The 16,975-nt window shown below is 39.4% G+C and carries 19 protein-coding genes; all 19 read left to right on the forward strand.

Annotated features, from left to right (window positions below):
* Positions 1-3 precede the first annotated feature (3 nt).
* On the forward strand, positions 4-951 hold the full coding sequence (fabD, locus tag ABES02_RS03695; RefSeq protein WP_430130917.1) for an ACP S-malonyltransferase: 948 nt from the start codon (positions 4-6) through the stop codon (positions 949-951).
* Positions 948-1,691 (forward strand): 3-oxoacyl-[acyl-carrier-protein] reductase, encoded by a 744-nt coding sequence (gene fabG / locus ABES02_RS03700; RefSeq protein WP_430130920.1) that lies wholly within the window; start codon positions 948-950, stop codon positions 1,689-1,691. Before fabD ends, fabG begins: the two co-directional genes overlap by 4 nt.
* Positions 1,692-1,761: 70 nt before the next feature.
* Positions 1,762-1,995 carry an acyl carrier protein gene (locus ABES02_RS03705; protein ID WP_223588553.1) on the forward strand — a complete coding sequence of 78 codons (234 nt, stop codon included), beginning with the start codon at positions 1,762-1,764 and terminating at the stop codon, positions 1,993-1,995.
* 162 nt (positions 1,996-2,157) lie between these two features.
* A complete protein-coding gene (gene rnc / locus ABES02_RS03710; RefSeq protein WP_430130922.1) occupies positions 2,158-2,898 on the forward strand; it encodes a ribonuclease III in 741 nt (246 codons plus the stop codon).
* A 55-nt stretch (positions 2,899-2,953) separates the two neighbouring features.
* Positions 2,954-6,520, forward strand: a complete 3,567-nt coding sequence (gene smc, locus ABES02_RS03715; RefSeq protein WP_430130925.1) for a chromosome segregation protein SMC — start codon at positions 2,954-2,956, stop codon at positions 6,518-6,520.
* 18 nt (positions 6,521-6,538) lie between these two features.
* The gene (gene ftsY, locus ABES02_RS03720) at positions 6,539-7,525 is read left to right on the forward strand and encodes a signal recognition particle-docking protein FtsY (RefSeq protein ID WP_430130928.1); all 987 of its coding nucleotides are present in this window, start codon (positions 6,539-6,541) and stop codon (positions 7,523-7,525) included.
* A gap of 95 nt (positions 7,526-7,620) precedes the next feature.
* Positions 7,621-7,953: a putative DNA-binding protein gene (locus ABES02_RS03725; RefSeq protein ID WP_430131310.1), complete on the forward strand. Its 333-nt coding sequence runs from the start codon at positions 7,621-7,623 to the stop codon at positions 7,951-7,953.
* Between the two features lie 12 nt (positions 7,954-7,965).
* Positions 7,966-9,318 (forward strand): signal recognition particle protein, encoded by a 1,353-nt coding sequence (gene ffh, locus ABES02_RS03730; RefSeq protein WP_430130931.1) that lies wholly within the window; start codon positions 7,966-7,968, stop codon positions 9,316-9,318.
* Between the two features lie 121 nt (positions 9,319-9,439).
* Positions 9,440-9,712 (forward strand): 30S ribosomal protein S16, encoded by a 273-nt coding sequence (gene rpsP / locus ABES02_RS03735; protein WP_430130934.1) that lies wholly within the window; start codon positions 9,440-9,442, stop codon positions 9,710-9,712.
* A gap of 12 nt (positions 9,713-9,724) precedes the next feature.
* Complete coding sequence (locus tag ABES02_RS03740) at positions 9,725-9,955, forward strand: KH domain-containing protein (RefSeq protein ID WP_430130937.1); 231 nt, start codon at positions 9,725-9,727, stop codon at positions 9,953-9,955.
* 76 nt (positions 9,956-10,031) lie between these two features.
* A complete protein-coding gene (locus tag ABES02_RS03745; RefSeq protein WP_430130939.1) occupies positions 10,032-10,418 on the forward strand; it encodes a YlqD family protein in 387 nt (128 codons plus the stop codon).
* A gap of 4 nt (positions 10,419-10,422) precedes the next feature.
* Positions 10,423-10,941 carry a ribosome maturation factor RimM gene (gene rimM, locus ABES02_RS03750; RefSeq protein WP_430130941.1) on the forward strand — a complete coding sequence of 173 codons (519 nt, stop codon included), beginning with the start codon at positions 10,423-10,425 and terminating at the stop codon, positions 10,939-10,941.
* Entirely contained in the window at positions 10,941-11,681 is a 741-nt protein-coding gene (gene trmD / locus ABES02_RS03755) for a tRNA (guanosine(37)-N1)-methyltransferase TrmD (RefSeq protein ID WP_430131313.1), read from the forward strand. Before rimM ends, trmD begins: the two co-directional genes overlap by 1 nt.
* 144 nt (positions 11,682-11,825) lie before the next feature.
* The gene (rplS, locus tag ABES02_RS03760) at positions 11,826-12,170 is read left to right on the forward strand and encodes a 50S ribosomal protein L19 (RefSeq protein WP_223588716.1); all 345 of its coding nucleotides are present in this window, start codon (positions 11,826-11,828) and stop codon (positions 12,168-12,170) included.
* A 175-nt stretch (positions 12,171-12,345) separates the two neighbouring features.
* Complete coding sequence (gene lepB, locus ABES02_RS03765) at positions 12,346-12,906, forward strand: signal peptidase I (RefSeq protein WP_430130944.1); 561 nt, start codon at positions 12,346-12,348, stop codon at positions 12,904-12,906.
* A gap of 32 nt (positions 12,907-12,938) precedes the next feature.
* Entirely contained in the window at positions 12,939-13,820 is an 882-nt protein-coding gene (gene ylqF / locus ABES02_RS03770; protein WP_430130946.1) for a ribosome biogenesis GTPase YlqF, read from the forward strand.
* A 49-nt stretch (positions 13,821-13,869) separates the two neighbouring features.
* Positions 13,870-14,673, forward strand: a complete 804-nt coding sequence (locus ABES02_RS03775; protein WP_430130948.1) for a ribonuclease HII — start codon at positions 13,870-13,872, stop codon at positions 14,671-14,673.
* Between the two features lie 177 nt (positions 14,674-14,850).
* Complete coding sequence (gene sucC / locus ABES02_RS03780; protein ID WP_430130951.1) at positions 14,851-16,011, forward strand: ADP-forming succinate--CoA ligase subunit beta; 1,161 nt, start codon at positions 14,851-14,853, stop codon at positions 16,009-16,011.
* Between the two features lie 23 nt (positions 16,012-16,034).
* On the forward strand, positions 16,035-16,937 hold the full coding sequence (gene sucD / locus ABES02_RS03785; protein WP_223588529.1) for a succinate--CoA ligase subunit alpha: 903 nt from the start codon (positions 16,035-16,037) through the stop codon (positions 16,935-16,937).
* The last annotated feature ends 38 nt before the right edge of the window (positions 16,938-16,975 follow it).

Below are 16,975 nucleotides of genomic sequence, written 5' to 3' on the forward strand. Positions count from 1 at the left end.
AAAATGAGTAAAATAGCATTTGTTTTTCCAGGACAGGGTTCACAAGTTGTCGGGATGGGCCAAGAGCTTGCGAATAAACATCCTGAAGTGATGAATTTTTTTAACAAAGCAGATGAAACCCTAAAAGGTAAACTAAGTTCCCTCATTTTTGAAGGACCGCAGGAAGAGTTAACAAAAACGGTAAATGCTCAGCCTGCCTTATTAACGACAAGTATTGCAGTATTAAGCCTCTTTCAAAAATCAGGAATTAAAGCGGAGTATGTTGCAGGTCACAGTTTAGGAGAATATACAGCGCTCGTTGCTGCTGGGGCATTATCTTTTGAAGAAGGTGTCTATGCGGTTCGCAAGCGAGGCGAGTTTATGGAAAAGGCTGTTCCTAATGGTGAAGGAACAATGGCGGCTGTTCTTGGCCTTGACCGTGAGAAACTTGCTGATGTAACAAAAACAGTCGATGAATCAGGTTTTCCAGTATCTCTAGCCAATCTTAACTGCCCTGGGCAAATTGTTATTTCCGGCTCTGTTAAAGGAGTAGAGTTGGCGGGTGAAAAGGCAAAAGAAGCAGGTGCAAAACGTGTTATTCCACTAGAAGTTAGCGGACCCTTCCATTCATCTCTGATGAAGCCTGCTTCAAGCGAATTGCGTGCTGTTCTTGATAGTCTTGATATGAAAAATGCCGAAATTCCAGTCGTTGCTAATGTTACGGCAGATCTTATGAACGATGCTACTGAAATAAAGGAAAAACTAATTGAGCAGCTTTATTCTCCAGTCTTATGGGAGGATTCGGTCGAAAAAATGATTGAACTAGGTGTTGATACCTTTATCGAAATTGGCCCTGGGAAAGTTCTTTCAGGCTTAATCAAAAAGGTTAATCGTACGGTTAAAACCTATTCTGTTTCAGATGAGGAAAGCTGTCTGGCAGTAATTGACGCATTAAAGGAGGAAAAGCTATGAATTTGGCAGGGAAAGCAGCCCTAGTAACTGGTGCATCTAGAGGGATTGGCAGAGAGATTGCTCTGGAACTTGCAAGGCAGGGAGCGAATGTCGCGGTCAATTATTCTGGAAGTGAAGCAAAGGCGAATGAAGTAGTTGATGATATCAAAGCGCTAGGCAGAGATGCTTTTACCATCAAATGCGATGTTTCTAACACTGTAGAGGTTTCAGAAATGGTGAAAGAGACGATTGAACGTTTTGGTAAGCTTGATATTCTCGTTAATAATGCAGGGATTACAAAGGATAATCTATTAATGAGAATGAAAGAAGAAGAATGGGACGATGTAATAAATATCAACCTTAAAGGCGTCTTTTTAACAACTAAAGCTGTAACAAGGCAAATGATGAAACAAAGAGTAGGCCGAATCATTAATATTGCTTCGATTGTTGGCGTAAGTGGAAATCCAGGTCAAGCCAACTATGTGGCGGCTAAAGCTGGTGTTATTGGTTTAACGAAAACAACGGCTAAAGAGTTGGCGACTCGAAATATTACCGTAAATGCCATCGCCCCTGGATTCATTACTACCGATATGACCGACAAATTATCGGAAGATGTTAAAGCAGAAATGTTAAAACAAATTCCTTTGGCAAGATTAGGTGAACCAAAAGATATCGCCAAAATCACTGCGTTCCTCGCTTCAGACGATTCATCCTATATCACTGGGCAGACTTTCCATGTTGATGGCGGCATGGTAATGTAAAAATAATAAAATCTTTCATTTATTATTTGAATGAAATACTCTATAATAGCTTGAGGGGAGGTGAACTAGCATGGCAGAGGTATTAGAACGTGTTACAAAAATCATCGTTGACCGCTTAGGTGTTGATGAATCTCAAGTTACACTTGAAGCTTCATTTAAAGATGATCTTGGCGCTGATTCCCTTGACGTAGTTGAACTAGTTATGGAATTAGAAGATGAGTTCGATATGGAAATTTCTGACGATGATGCTGAAAAAATCAGCACTGTTGGTGATGCTGTTAACTACATAAATAGCACGAAGTAATCGTTGGATTTATTCAAAAAGCTCCGTTTTCAAACGGAGCTTTATTCTGTAGAATAGAACTTGGCAGTTTCAATCGTGCTGCCAAGTTTCTTTGCGTTTTTATTCAAATTTTTTTAAACTCATAGAGAGTGGTTTGTAAATTTAATGCAAGGTGGAGAACTTATGCGCAGAAATGGGAAAGAAAAAGAAGTAAACAATCGCGCAAAAGAAAATCAATTTAAAGATTTTCAAAAAACTATTGAGATTCTTTTTTGTAATGAAAAATTGTTAAAGCAAGCTTTTACTCATTCATCCTATGTGAATGAGCATCGCAGAAAGCCTTTTGAAGATAATGAAAGACTCGAATTTTTGGGAGATGCCGTACTTGAACTAACCATTTCACAATTCCTTTTTAAAAAGTATCCAACCATGACAGAAGGAGAATTAACCAAACTAAGGGCTGCTATTGTTTGTGAGCCGTCGCTTGTAGCTTTTGCGAATGAATTAGGGTTTGGAAAATTAATTTTGCTTGGTAAAGGGGAGGAAATGACGGGCGGAAGAGAGCGACCGGCACTGTTAGCCGACGTTTTTGAAGCGTTCATTGGCGCTCTTTATTTAGACCAAGGAATTGATAAAGTCATTGATTTTCTTGAAAAGGTAGTTTTCCCAAAAATAAATGCTGGTGCTTTTTCTCATGTGATGGATTTTAAAAGCCAATTACAGGAACTTATTCAAAGAGATGGGACAGGGGTTATTGAATATCGTGTTCTTCAAGAAAAAGGACCTGCCCATAATAAAGAGTTTGTCTCTAAGGTTTCCTTAAATGGTGAAGAATTAGGTATAGGAACGGGTAAGTCTAAGAAAGAGGCAGAGCAGCATGCTGCACAAATGGCATTAGATGTTTTGAAAGCAAAAACAACCTAGAAATGACGAAATGTTTTAGAGGAGTTATCCCGGGCATTTTAGGGAGGAAAAAGAAATGTTTTTAAAACGGTTGGACATTATTGGCTTTAAATCTTTTGCTGACCGCATTGGAGTGGATTTTGTCCCTGGGGTTACGGCTGTAGTTGGTCCAAATGGAAGTGGAAAAAGCAATATTACCGATGCGATCCGTTGGGTTTTAGGGGAGCAATCAGCAAAATCTCTTCGTGGCAGTAAAATGGAAGATATTATTTTTGCAGGCAGCGATACAAGGAAAGCCGTTAATTTTGCCGAAGTAACCCTGACTTTAGACAATCAGAAGCAAGGTTTATCCATCGATTATAATGAAGTAAGTGTGACGAGAAGGGTCACGCGCTCAGGTGATAGTGATTACTTTATTAATAAACAATCATGCCGATTAAAGGACATTATTGATTTATTTATGGATTCCGGACTTGGCAGAGAAGCTTTTTCGATTATTAGTCAAGGAAAAGTAGAAGAGATTTTAAACAGTAAAGCAGAGGATCGCCGGACAATTTTCGAAGAGGCAGCAGGGGTTTTAAAGTACAAAAACCGTAAGAAAAAAGCAGAGGTAAAACTAACCGAAACACAAGACAATATTAACCGCGTAAATGATATTTTACATGAACTCGAAAGCCAAGTAGAGCCATTAAAAATTCAAGCTTCAATGGCAAAGGATTTTTTAGAGAAAAAAGGGGAACTAGAGAAGTTTGAAGTAGCGCTAACCGTTTATGAAATTGAAGACATGCATCAAAAATGGGGAAATCTCTCCAAACAGCTAGAAGAACATCAACAAGAGGAACTGAAACTTTCTTCAGAATTGCAGGTCAAAGAAGCCAAAATAGTTGAAACTAGAGATCAGATTACTGCATTAGATGAATCGATTTCCGACCTTCAGAATGTCCTTCTTCGTGCAAGTGAGGAGCTTGAAAAACTAGAGGGAAGAAAAGAAGTTCTCAAAGAACGAAAAAAGAATGCCACGCAAAATAAGGGGCAGCTTGAAACGAACATTCGCGAATTAACATCGCGAATCAGTCAGCTTCAACAAAATAGGGATTCACAAGTCGAAGCAGTTGAATTGCTTGGTAAGCAGGTAAAATCGTTGCAATCTCAACTAAAGGAGAAACAAGAAAAACTACAATTGTTTTCTGAAAATATAGATGAAAAAATTGAAAGCTTAAAAAGTGAATATATTGAACTGTTGAATGACCAAGCAGGCGCTAAAAACGAATTAAAATACATTGATCAGCAGCTTGAACAGCAAGAACGAAAAAGCTCACGTCTGGATGCAGAAAATGAAAAATTTCTTCAAGAACGACAACTAGCGCAAAACAAAAAGACAGATATCCAATCGTCTTTAGATGAGCTTCAAACAAAACTGGCTGACCAAGTTGTTGCTTTTCGAGAACAGCAGCGCAAGCTTGAAACAGTAAAAAATAATTACCAAAAGCAAGAAAAGACGTTATACCAAGCTTACCAACTCCTCCAGCAGGCAAAGTCAAAAAAAGATATGTTAGAGGAAATGGAAGAGGATTTCTCAGGCTTTTTCCAAGGTGTAAAGGAAGTTCTCAAGGCGCGTGGAAAAAAACTGAATGGCATTGAAGGTGCGGTTGCAGAGCTTGTTTCGGTACCGAAAGAATATGAACTTGCTTTAGAAACGGCCCTTGGTGGCGCCTTGCAGCATATTGTAGTCGATAATGAACAAAATGCCAGGGCCGCTATTCAATTCCTAAAACAGAATTCATATGGACGAGCAACTTTTTTACCACAGTCTGTCGTAAAGGGACGTCCCTTATCTTCAGCCCAGCTAGCCTCCATTCAAAATCATCCTTCGTTGGTTGGGACAGCCGTCAGCCTAGTTCAATTTGAGCAAAAGTATGCTGAGATTTTCAACAACCTTCTTGGGAACGTTGTTATCACCAAGGATCTAAAAGGTGCCAATGAATTGGCGAAAGTTCTTCAATATCGAGTTCGGCTCGTTACCCTCGATGGGGATATTGTCAATCCTGGCGGCTCAATGACCGGTGGTGCCGTTAAACAAAAAACAACCTCACTATTAACTAGAAAAGGTGAGCTTGATGAATTAAAGACTAAGCTTATAATTATGGAGGAGAAAACGGCGAGTTTAGAACAGCTTGTTAAATCCTTAAAAGAAGAAGTTCAAACGGTTGAATCAGAACTTGAAGAAATTCGCAAAAATGGTGAAGAATTAAGGTTGACGGAACAGTCTGTCAAAGGAGACCTTCGGGAAGCTGAGCTTGAAGTAAAGAATATAAATGACCGTTTGGCTATTTACGATCTTGAAAAGGGGCAATTTTCAACTGACCAATCTACTTTGTTAACACGAAAAACCGAATTACAATCGGCGATGGAAACCTACATGGAATCGATTGCTGAACTTGATCGACAGATCGTGAAACTAACCGAGCAAAAGACAAATAATCTTACCTCAAAAGAGGCTTTAATATCAGAAATAAATGAGTTAAAGGTTGAATTTGCCTCCAAAAATGAGCAATTTTTAAATACGAAGGAACGATTTGCGATTCTCATGGAGGATTTAGCTGAGAGCCAACAAAAATTCACCCTTTTTTCTGAGGATCTTAACCTGTTAACATCGGAAATGACAAATAGCTCGTCTGGAGAGGAACAATTAGAAGTTGCTGCCAAAAGAAAGCAGCAGGACAAGGAAGCAACCATAGGGCTAATCAGCTCAAGAAGACAGGAACGGATGCAGCTTCAGGTTTCCCTTGAAGACTTGGAGTTAGATGCTAAGGAATTAAAGAGACTCCATAAAGGATTAATAAATGTATTAAAGGATGAAGAAGTAAAAATTAATCGCTTGGATGTAGAGCTTGAAAACCGACTAGCCCACTTAAGAGAAGAATATCTATTATCATTTGAAGGGGCAAAGGAGCAATATCCATTAACAGTACCAGTCGAAGAAGCGCGCAAAAAGGTTAAGCTGATAAAGCTTGCCATCGATGAGTTAGGTAATATCAATCTGGGTGCTATTGAAGAATACGAACGTGTCTCGGAACGATATGAATTTTTGAATGAACAAAAAACAGATCTTCAAGAAGCAAAAGATACCCTTTTCCAAGTGATTGAAGAGATGGATATGGAAATGAAAAAACGCTTTGAGCAAACATTCGAAGGGATTCGCGAACATTTCGAGCCTGTATTCAGGGCCCTTTTCGGTGGCGGAAGAGCGGATCTGGTCCTAACTGCGCCTGAGGATATCTTAAATACAGGTGTAGAAATCGTGGCCCAGCCGCCTGGGAAAAAACTGCAGAACCTTGGTCTCTTATCAGGAGGAGAACGTGCATTAACCGCGATTGCGCTTTTATTTTCAATCTTAAAAGTGCGCCCTGTTCCATTCTGTATTCTTGATGAGGTGGAAGCGGCTCTTGATGAAGCGAATGTTCATCGCTTTAGCCAGTACTTAAAAAAATATAGTTCGGAAACCCAATTCATTGTTATTACGCACCGAAAAGGCACCATGGAAGAAGCGGATGTCTTATACGGGGTCACGATGCAGGAATCGGGGGTATCAAAGCTTGTTTCAGTTCGTCTAGAAGAAACCAAGGAGCTTGTTGAAACTTAAATTAAGGGAAGTGAAAGAATGAGCTTTTTTAAAAAGTTAAAAGAAAAAATTACTAAATCAACGGATGCGGTGACTGAGAAGTTTAAGGATGGCCTTACGAAAACGAGGGACAGTTTTTCCGGTAAAGTTAATGACCTTGTAGCTAGGTATCGAAAAGTCGATGAAGACTTCTTTGAAGAATTAGAAGAAATTTTAATTCAGGCAGATGTTGGTTTTGATACAGTTATGCAATTAATCGATGAGCTGAAAATGGAAGTGAAACGCCAGAACATCCAAGATCCACAAGAGGTTCAAAGTGTCATTTCGGAGAAACTTGTCGAGATCTATAATGCTGGAGAAGGACAGTCTTCAGACTTAAACATCCAAGAGGATGGTTTGACCGTCATTCTCTTTGTTGGGGTTAATGGCGTCGGAAAAACAACGACCATTGGTAAACTTGGCCATAGGTTTAAGAGTGAAGGCAAGAAAGTATTGATGGCTGCTGGTGACACTTTCCGAGCAGGTGCGATTGAGCAGCTCGAGGTATGGGGAGAAAGAGTAGGCGTTGAAGTGATTAAGCAGGCAGAAGGTTCTGACCCTGCTGCCGTCATGTATGATGCAATCCAAGCCGCCAAATCCCGCAAAGCGGATATATTATTATGTGATACGGCAGGTCGTTTACAAAACAAAGTGAACCTGATGAAAGAGCTTGAAAAAGTTAAGCGTGTCATTGAAAGAGAAATTCCTGGTGCCCCGCATGAAGTTATTCTTGTTCTTGATGCAACCACAGGGCAGAATGCTCTCATTCAGGCGAAGAATTTTAAAGAAGTCACCAATGTTAGTGGAATTGTTCTTTCAAAATTAGATGGGACTGCTAAAGGTGGCATTGTTCTTGCTATCCGTAATGAATTAAAGATTCCGGTCAAATTTGTTGGTCTAGGTGAAAAAATGGATGATTTGCAGGAATTTGACGCTGAAAAGTATGTCTACGGTTTATTTGCGGACCAAGTAGAAAAGGCAGAATAATGGATGTAAAGGTATTATCTTGACAGATAATGTCCTACTGTGTAAACTTACTTTTGTAAAGGCATTTCACTTAACAAGGAGGGAACAAAAGCATGATGCTTGAAAAGACAACACGAATGAATTATCTCTATGATTTTTACTATTCGTTGTTAACACCAAAGCAGCAAAGCTATATGTCTCTCTATTATTTAGACGATTACTCATTGGGTGAAATTGCTGAAGAGTATGATGTCAGCCGCCAGGCCGTTTATGATAATATTAAGCGGACAGAAGCCATGCTCGAGGAATACGAGGAAAAGCTGTTATTATTTCATAAATTTCAAGAGCGTGTTAGACTTTTAAATCAAGTTAAAGTATTGCTAAAAGAGGAGAACCCTTCAAAGCAAGTACTAAGTGAAGCGGTTGCTGAGCTTGAAAAATTAGATTAGGAGGCGGCATGAATGGCATTTGAAGGATTAGCCGACCGACTGCAGAATACGATCCAAAAAATCCGTGGAAAAGGTAAGGTCTCGGAAGCGGATGTAAAAGAAATGATGCGTGAAGTGCGACTTGCATTGCTTGAAGCAGACGTTAACTTCAAAGTGGTCAAAGATTTTGTGAAAAAAGTCAGCGATCGTGCTGTTGGACAGGAAGTCCTTAAGAGCTTAACTCCTGGACAACAAATCATTAAAATTGTTAACGAGGAATTAACAGCTTTAATGGGGGGCGAACAAAGCAAGATTGCAGCATCCAACCGTCCTCCAACTGTTATCATGATGGTGGGTCTTCAAGGTGCTGGTAAAACAACGACAACAGGAAAACTATCCCTCTTGCTCCGCAAGAAGTATAATCGCAAACCGTTGCTTGTTGCCGCTGATATTTATCGTCCTGCTGCCATTAAACAGCTTCAAACACTCGGCAAGCAATTAGACATGCCTGTATTCTCTCTTGGTGATCAAGTGAGCCCGGTTGAAATTGCCCGTCAGGCTATTGATAAAGCAAAAGAGGATCATAACGATTATGTCTTGATTGATACAGCCGGACGTCTTCATGTTGATGAAGCCTTAATGAACGAGTTAAAGGACATTAAAGAGCTGACAAAACCTGATGAAATCTTCCTTGTAGTTGATGCGATGACCGGGCAGGATGCCGTCAATGTTGCGCAAAGCTTTAATGAACAGCTTGGCTTAACAGGTGTTGTCTTAACTAAGCTTGATGGAGATACGAGAGGCGGTGCAGCACTTTCAATCCGTGCTGTAACGCAAACACCGATTAAATTTGTTGGTTTAGGTGAAAAAATGGATGCCCTTGAACCATTCCATCCAGAACGAATGGCTTCGAGAATTCTAGGCATGGGTGATGTGCTAACACTGATTGAAAAAGCACAGGCAAATGTTGACGAACAAAAGGCGAAAGAATTAGAACAGAAAATGCGAACAGCATCGTTTACGCTGGAGGATTTTTTGGAGCAGCTTGGCCAAGTTCGCAACTTAGGTCCGCTTGATGAATTGCTAAAAATGATGCCAGGAGCAAACAAAATCAAAGGTTTGAATAATCTTCAAATTGATGAAAAGCAAATAGCTCATGTGGAAGCGATTATTAGATCGATGACCAAGGCAGAAAAAAATAATCCCGAAATCCTGAATTCCAAACGGAAAAACAGGATTGCCAAGGGTAGTGGCCGTTCTGTCACAGAAGTAAACCGTTTGCTGAAGCAGTTTGAAGATATGAAAAAAATGATGAAGCAAATGACAGGAATGCAGCAAAAAGGCAAGAAAAAAGGCGGATTTAAGTTTCCTTTTAAACCATTCTAACTTGTTTTATTTTGTGAAAAAATTGGTAATACTAACTGTAAAGAAAAAACACTTTACAAATGATATATTAATTGATAATATACTATCTTGTGTGAAACAATTTCGGAGGTGCTTATTTAAAATGGCAGTTAAAATTCGTTTAAAGCGTATGGGAGCTAAGAAAACTCCTTTCTATCGTATCGTTGTTGCAGATTCTCGTTCACCACGTGATGGACGTTACATTGAAATCGTTGGAACTTACAATCCAGTTGCACAACCAGCTCAAGTAGAAATCAACGAAGAGTTAGCTCTTAAATGGTTACAAGACGGCGCTAAGCCATCTGATACAGTTCGTAACCTTTTCTCAAATCAAGGCATCATGGAAAAATTCCATAATGCAAAATTAAGCAAGTAATCGAAGGCTTATATGAAAGAGCTTATCGAGACAATTGTTAAGCCTCTTGTTGATTTTCCTGAAGACGTCCGTGTTGACGTACTGGAAGACGAAAACCGCGTTACTTATCAACTAGCTGTTAACAAAACAGACATGGGGAAAGTAATTGGCAAGCAAGGGCGTGTTGCAAAAGCCATTAGAACTGTTGTATATGCAGCAGGATCATCACAACAAAAGAAAGTTTTTCTAGAAATTGGTGAATAGCTTTTTGCATCTAGATGAAAGGGAGGAATTTTTCCTCCCTTTTTTGCTATATGAAAAAATGAAGGAGGCCATCTTCATGCAAATTATTCAAACTGTTGTGGTCAAGCAAATTTTAACCGATAAAAGCAAAGTGAAATTATTGGAGCTATACAATGCTCAAATGCTCCAGGTGCAGAAAGAATGCAGTCAGTTGCAATTCGAGGTGAAGCGATTGGAAAAAACCAAAAACTTTTCACCAGGAGAATTGAAAAACCACTTTGAAAAAGAAATCAATAAACGAAAAGAAAAAGAAAAGCTTCTAGAGTTCCAAATTGAACAATTACATATGCTACCTTTAGGCAGTGAATTAAAGGAAAAGGAAGTTCAGGCTTTAATGGAAGTTAAAGTAGGAGATGCATGGATTTTTCAACCTGCAATTATCATTAAAGATGGAATCATTGAGGAAATAAGAGGGTGTGAATGACAGTATGGAAAAATGGTTTAATGTCGGGAAAATTGTTAACACTCAAGGAATAAAAGGGGAAGTGCGTGTTATTTCAAAAACGGATTTCCCAGAAAAGCGTTATAAACCAGGAAATATTTTATTTTTGTTTATGCCGAAAACCAATTCGCCTATTGAGCTGACAGTAAAAAGCCATAGGACCCATAAAAACTTTGAATTACTGACATTTGAGGGTTATACAAATATAAATGAAGTTGAAAAATTTAAAGAAGGTATTCTCAAAGTACCTGAATCACAGCTAGAAGAATTAAATGAAGATGAATTTTATTATCATGAAATCATCGGCTGCCTTGTTGCTACAACTCATGGGGAGGAGTTAGGGAAGGTTACTGAAATTCTATCACCCGGTGCTAATGACGTATGGGTTATTAGAGGAAAAGGCGGCAAGGACATTCTAATTCCTTATATCCACGATGTAGTCAAGAAAGTGGATGTAAAAGAAAAAGTCATTTTAATTGAGCCAATGGAAGGGCTGCTTTCATGATGCACATTGACATCCTAACGCTTTTTCCGGAAATGTTTTCCGGGGTTCTGAATCAATCTATTTTACAAAAAGCTGCGGAGAAAGATGCCGTTCAATATAATGTGGTCAATTTTCGTGATTTTGCAGATAACAAACACTCCTCAGTGGATGATTACCCATATGGAGGGGGAGCTGGAATGGTACTAATGCCACAGCCAATTTTTGATGGAGTCACAGCTCTTAAAGAACAAGCAAAAAGCACGAGTCCAAGGGTAATCCTCCTTTGTCCTCAAGGTCAACGATATGATCAGAGGAAAGCCGAAGAATTAGCAAAGGAAGAGCACCTAATATTTATCTGCGGCCATTATGAAGGTTATGACGAACGAATACGCCAGCATGTTGTAACCGATGAAATCTCAATAGGTGATTATGTCTTGACCGGCGGTGAGCTTGGTGCAATGGTTGTTGTTGACAGCGTTGTCCGCCTTTTGCCGGAAGTATTAGGGAACCAAGAATCACATATGAAGGATTCATTCAGCACTGGGCTGCTTGAACACCCGCATTATACACGACCTGCTGATTTTCGCGGCTTGATGGTGCCTGATGTATTAATGTCAGGAAATCATAAGTTAATTGATGAATGGCGAAATAAAGAGGCACTTAGAAGAACGCTGGAGAGGCGTCCTGATTTACTGGAAAAAATTGAACTTACATCCCAGCAGGAAAAATGGTTAAAAGAAGTAAAAAAAGAATACAAGTAGTATTGCGGGTAAGCGGCATATATGGTATGATACTTCTTGTGACTTGAACTGAACCTATTCAGAATTAAGTCTTAGAACGATGTTCCGCTGCAATGGAAAAGGCTTTAGATGTGCAAGAGCATCTGTTGGAAGGAGTTGAAAACGATGCATAAATTAATCGAAGAAATCACAAAAGAACAACTTCGTTCTGATCTTCCTGCGTTCCGTCCTGGTGACACTGTACGTGTACACGTTAAAGTTGTTGAGGGAACTCGTGAGCGTATTCAGTTATTTGAAGGTGTAGTGATTAAGCGTCGTGGTGGTGGAATTAGCGAGACTTTCACAGTTCGTAAAGTTTCTTACGGAGTAGGCGTTGAGCGTACTTTCCCAGTACACACACCTAAAATTGCGAAGCTTGAAGTAATTCGCCGCGGTAAAGTCCGCCGTGCTAAGCTTTACTACTTGCGTAACCTTCGCGGTAAAAAAGCAAGAATTAAAGAAATTCGATAACATGAAAAGAAAAGAGCTTGCTCATGAGCAGCTCTTTTTTTATACAGATTTTAACATTGTTTAATCAAATTATTAAAGTTTCATTAAAATCATTTTCCCATCGTGTTAAATAGGTTGAAGTTATGTAAAATAGGCTCTATAAGATATTTTGTTATAAAGATTGGTGGGGACAAGAATGGCAAAAAAGAAAAATGAACTCTGGGAATGGACTAAGGCGCTTTTAATAGCTGTTATTTTAGCTGCATTAATCCGCTATTTCCTCTTTGCTCCAATAGTAGTGGATGGCTTATCAATGATGCCGACATTAAAGGATCAGGATCGGATGATAGTCAGTAAGTTTAGCTATGATATTGGAAAACCAAAGAGATTTGATATAATCGTTTTTCATGCACCTGAGCATAAGGATTACATAAAACGTGTAATTGGTCTTCCAGGGGATACCATCGAATATAAAGATGATGTTTTATATGTTAATGGAAAAGCGTATAAAGAACCTTATTTGGATGAATATAAGAAACAAGTAAATGATGGGCCATTAACAAGCTCGTTTAAATTGGAAGAAACCGCGGTAGGACGTAAAACAGTTCCTGAAGGTGAGTTATTCGTCATGGGAGATAACCGTCGTTTCAGTAAAGATTCCAGACATATTGGAACCATTCCGATGAGCAAAGTAATTGGTAAGACAAGCGTAGTATATTGGCCTTTAAACGACGCACATATTGTTACAGTGAAATAGAGTACCAAGGTGCTTATGAGGAGGTGACAACTTTGACGATCCAATGGTTTCCTGGCCATATGGCCAAGGCTCGCAGAGAGGTCACGGAAAAATTAAAATTAGTTGATATTATTTTTGAGTTGGTGGATGCAAGAATCCCATTCTCTTCTCGAAATCCGATGATTGATCAAATTATCCAGCATAAGCCAAGGTTAGTGTTATTAAATAAAGCTGACATGGCCGATAAAGAGGCAACAAAGGAATGGATTGCCTTTTTTGCTGAAAAGGGAATAAAAGCACTTGCCATCAATTCTCATGCCGGTGAGGGCATGAGGGATATTGCCCAAGCCTCTCAAGAGATATTGAAAGAAAAATTTGACCGTTTACGCGCAAAAGGCGTAAAGCCAAGAGCGATTCGTGCGATGATTGTTGGTATACCTAATGCTGGAAAATCAACACTTATAAATCGCTTAGCGAAAAAAAATATTGCTAAAACAGGAAATACCCCAGGTGTGACTAAATCACAGCAGTGGATAAAAGTTGGAAAAGAAATGGAACTTCTGGATACACCGGGGATATTATGGCCAAAATTCGAAGACCAAGAGGTTGGTATGAAACTGGCGATCACAGGTGCAATTAAAGATGTATTGTTAAACCTGCAGGATCTAACTGTTTATTCGCTTCGATTTTTAGAAAGGGCCTACCCTGAGCGATTGCAGGAACGATATAAATTGACGGAACTGCCCGATGACCTAGTGGCCTTATTTGACCATATCGGTAAGCTCCGTGGCTGTTTAATGGGCGGCGGCATGGTGGATTATGATAAAGTAGCAGAACTGGTAATCAGAGAAATCCGATCTGAGAAATTTGGGCCGCTTACATTTGAAAGGCCAAAGGATATTCTTACTTCTGATGATAATGATGAAAATAAATAAGCTCTCCATATCGGAGGGCTTTATTTTTCGAAAAATAGGGGATTAAGATATGATAAGGCTGTCGATTTCAGAAATAGAACAAAAATTATCTGCAATAGTAACAGAAACGGACCCGTTCTTGTTTGAAGTAGAAAAAGATGAACGAAAAGGGGTTCAAGCTTGCCTAGCTAAGTGGAAGAAACAAAAAGAACTAGAAAAAGAACTAGAAGATAAGTTTTTTGAAATGACCTTATTTGAGCGAAAAATAAGGTCACAGGGCTTTTCATTCATTGCAGGAGTGGATGAGGTCGGCAGAGGTCCGCTTGCCGGTCCTGTCGTGGCAGCCGCTGTCATATTATCGGAGAATTTTTTCCTGGCGGGGATCGATGACTCCAAAAAACTTTCAGAAAAAAAGCGATTAGAATATGATTTCATAATTAAAAAAGAGGCAATCGCCTATAGTATTTCCATGATAAAGGCTGCGGAAATTGATCAGATAAATATTTATGAAGCCACAAAAAAGGCGATGTCCTCAGCGATTGCCACATTAAAGCAAGCACCAGACTTTTTACTGATTGATGCAATGAAGCTGAATACTCCATATCCTTCTGAATCGATTATTAAAGGGGATGCCAAAAGTATATCAATCGCTGCAGCTTCAATCATTGCTAAGACAGCAAGAGATGAGCTGATGATAGAATTATCTAAGGAATATCCCGCTTATGGATTTCAACATAATATGGGATATGGAACGAAAGAACATCTTCTGGCACTTCAGCAGTTTGGAATGACTCCAATTCATAGGAAAAGCTTTTCTCCTGTCAAGGAGATGCTTGATACAAATATTAACGAACAAATCAGTATGAATTTATAAATAAACAGAATAATAAAAAGCAGGTCCAGGCCTGTTTTTTTTATTGTAAATATTTACTATTCTGAATTTTATTAAATTGAATTTAATTTTTTCAGCATAATGGTGGACAAGGTATGTGTCATTATATAAAATGAAAACGGAGTCAATTTTTAGAAGAGTTTGATAGGAGGATGGGAAATGAATATCCATGAGTATCAAGGCAAAGAGATCCTCAGAAAATACGGGGTAGCGGTTCCTAATGGAAAAGTGGCATTTACTGTTGAAGAAGCAGTGGAAGCAGCAAAAGAACTTGGAACACAAGTATGTGTAGTAAAGGCGCAAATTCACGCTGGCGGACGGGGAAAAGCTGGTGGAGTTAAAGTTGCGAAAAACCTTGATGAGGTTCGTACATATGCTAGCGAAATCTTAGGAAAAACATTGGTAACCCACCAAACAGGTCCTGAAGGAAAAGAAGTAAAACGCCTCCTAATTGAAGAAGGCTGCGACATCAAAAAAGAATACTATGTAGGTTTAGTATTAGACCGTGCCACTTCACGCGTTGTGTTAATGGCTTCTGAAGAAGGCGGAACAGAAATCGAAGAAGTAGCTGAAAAAACACCTGAGAAAATTTTTAAAGAAGAAATTGATCCGGTGATTGGTCTTCAGCCATTCCAAGCTCGCCGTATCGCATTCAATATCAATATTCCAAAAGAGCTAGTCAATCAAGCAGTGAAATTTATGACAGCTTTATATACTGCTTACATTGAGAAGGATTGTTCTATCGCAGAAATTAATCCACTCGTAGTGACTGGTGATGGAAAAGTAATGGCATTGGATGCAAAATTAAACTTTGACTCTAATGCATTATACCGTCAAAAAGACGTATTAGAATACCGTGATCTCGAAGAAGAAGATCCAAAAGAAATTGAAGCATCTAAATATGATTTAAGCTATATTGCCTTAGATGGAAATATCGGCTGTATGGTTAACGGTGCCGGTCTTGCGATGGCAACAATGGATATCGTGAAGCATTATGGCGGTGACCCGGCAAACTTCCTTGATGTTGGGGGCGGTGCCACAGCTGAAAAGGTTACAGAAGCATTCAAAATTATCCTTTCTGATCCAAATGTAAAAGGTATTTTTGTTAATATCTTCGGTGGAATCATGAAGTGTGATGTTATTGCTGAGGGTGTAGTAGAAGCAGCTAAGCAGGTTGGACTGAATATCCCTCTTGTTGTTCGTTTAGAAGGAACGAATGTTGACTTAGGTAAGACGATCTTGGCTGAGTCAGGGCTTAACATTACTGCTGCAGAATCCATGGCTGACGGTGCACAAAAAATCGTTTCATTAGTGAAATAGGATCCGTAGAAAGGGGAATTAACGTGAGCGTTTTTATTAATAAAGATACTAAGGTCATTGTTCAAGGAATTACAGGTGCAACTGCCCTATTCCATACAAAACAAATGCTTGAATACGGTACACAAATCGTTGGAGGTACAACTCCAGGTAAAGGCGGCATGGAAGTAGAAGGCGTGCCTGTTTTTAATACGGTTAAAGAGGCAGTAGAAGCTACAGGAGCAAATGCGTCTGTTATTTATGTTCCTGCACCATTTGCGGCTGATGCCATTATCGAAGCGGTTGATGCTGGACTAGATCTTGCAATTTGTATTACTGAGCATATCCCAGTCTTGGATATGGTCAAAGTTAAACGTTACATGGAAGGCAAAAAGACTCGTCTAGTGGGACCTAACTGCCCAGGCGTTATTACTGCAGATGAATGTAAAATCGGCATTATGCCTGGATACATTCATACAAAAGGCCATGTAGGGGTCGTTTCACGCTCTGGAACATTAACCTACGAAGCAGTTCATCAATTAACTCAAGCTGGAATCGGGCAAACTACTGCTGTTGGTATTGGCGGAGACCCTGTTAACGGAACAAACTTCATCGATGTATTAAAAGCATTTAATGAAGACCCTGAAACATACGCTGTCATCATGATTGGTGAAATCGGCGGTACAGCTGAAGAAGAAGCAGCTGAATGGGTAAAAGCAAATATGACTAAACCAGTTGTAGGCTTCATCGGCGGACGTACAGCACCTCCAGGAAAGCGTATGGGACACGCTGGTGCCATCATTTCCGGCGGTAAGGGTACTGCAGATGAAAAAATCCGTGTCATGAATGCTTGCGGAATTAAAGTCGCAGACACTCCATCTGTAATGGGTGAAACATTAATCGAAGTTCTTAAAGAGCAAGGCTTATACGAAAAGTGTAAGACACACTAAAAATTTATCCATCATGATATTACAGATAGTCCCTCATA

Source organism: Neobacillus pocheonensis (assembly GCF_050477905.1).
GTDB lineage: Bacteria > Bacillota > Bacilli > Bacillales > Cytobacillaceae > Neobacillus > Neobacillus pocheonensis_A.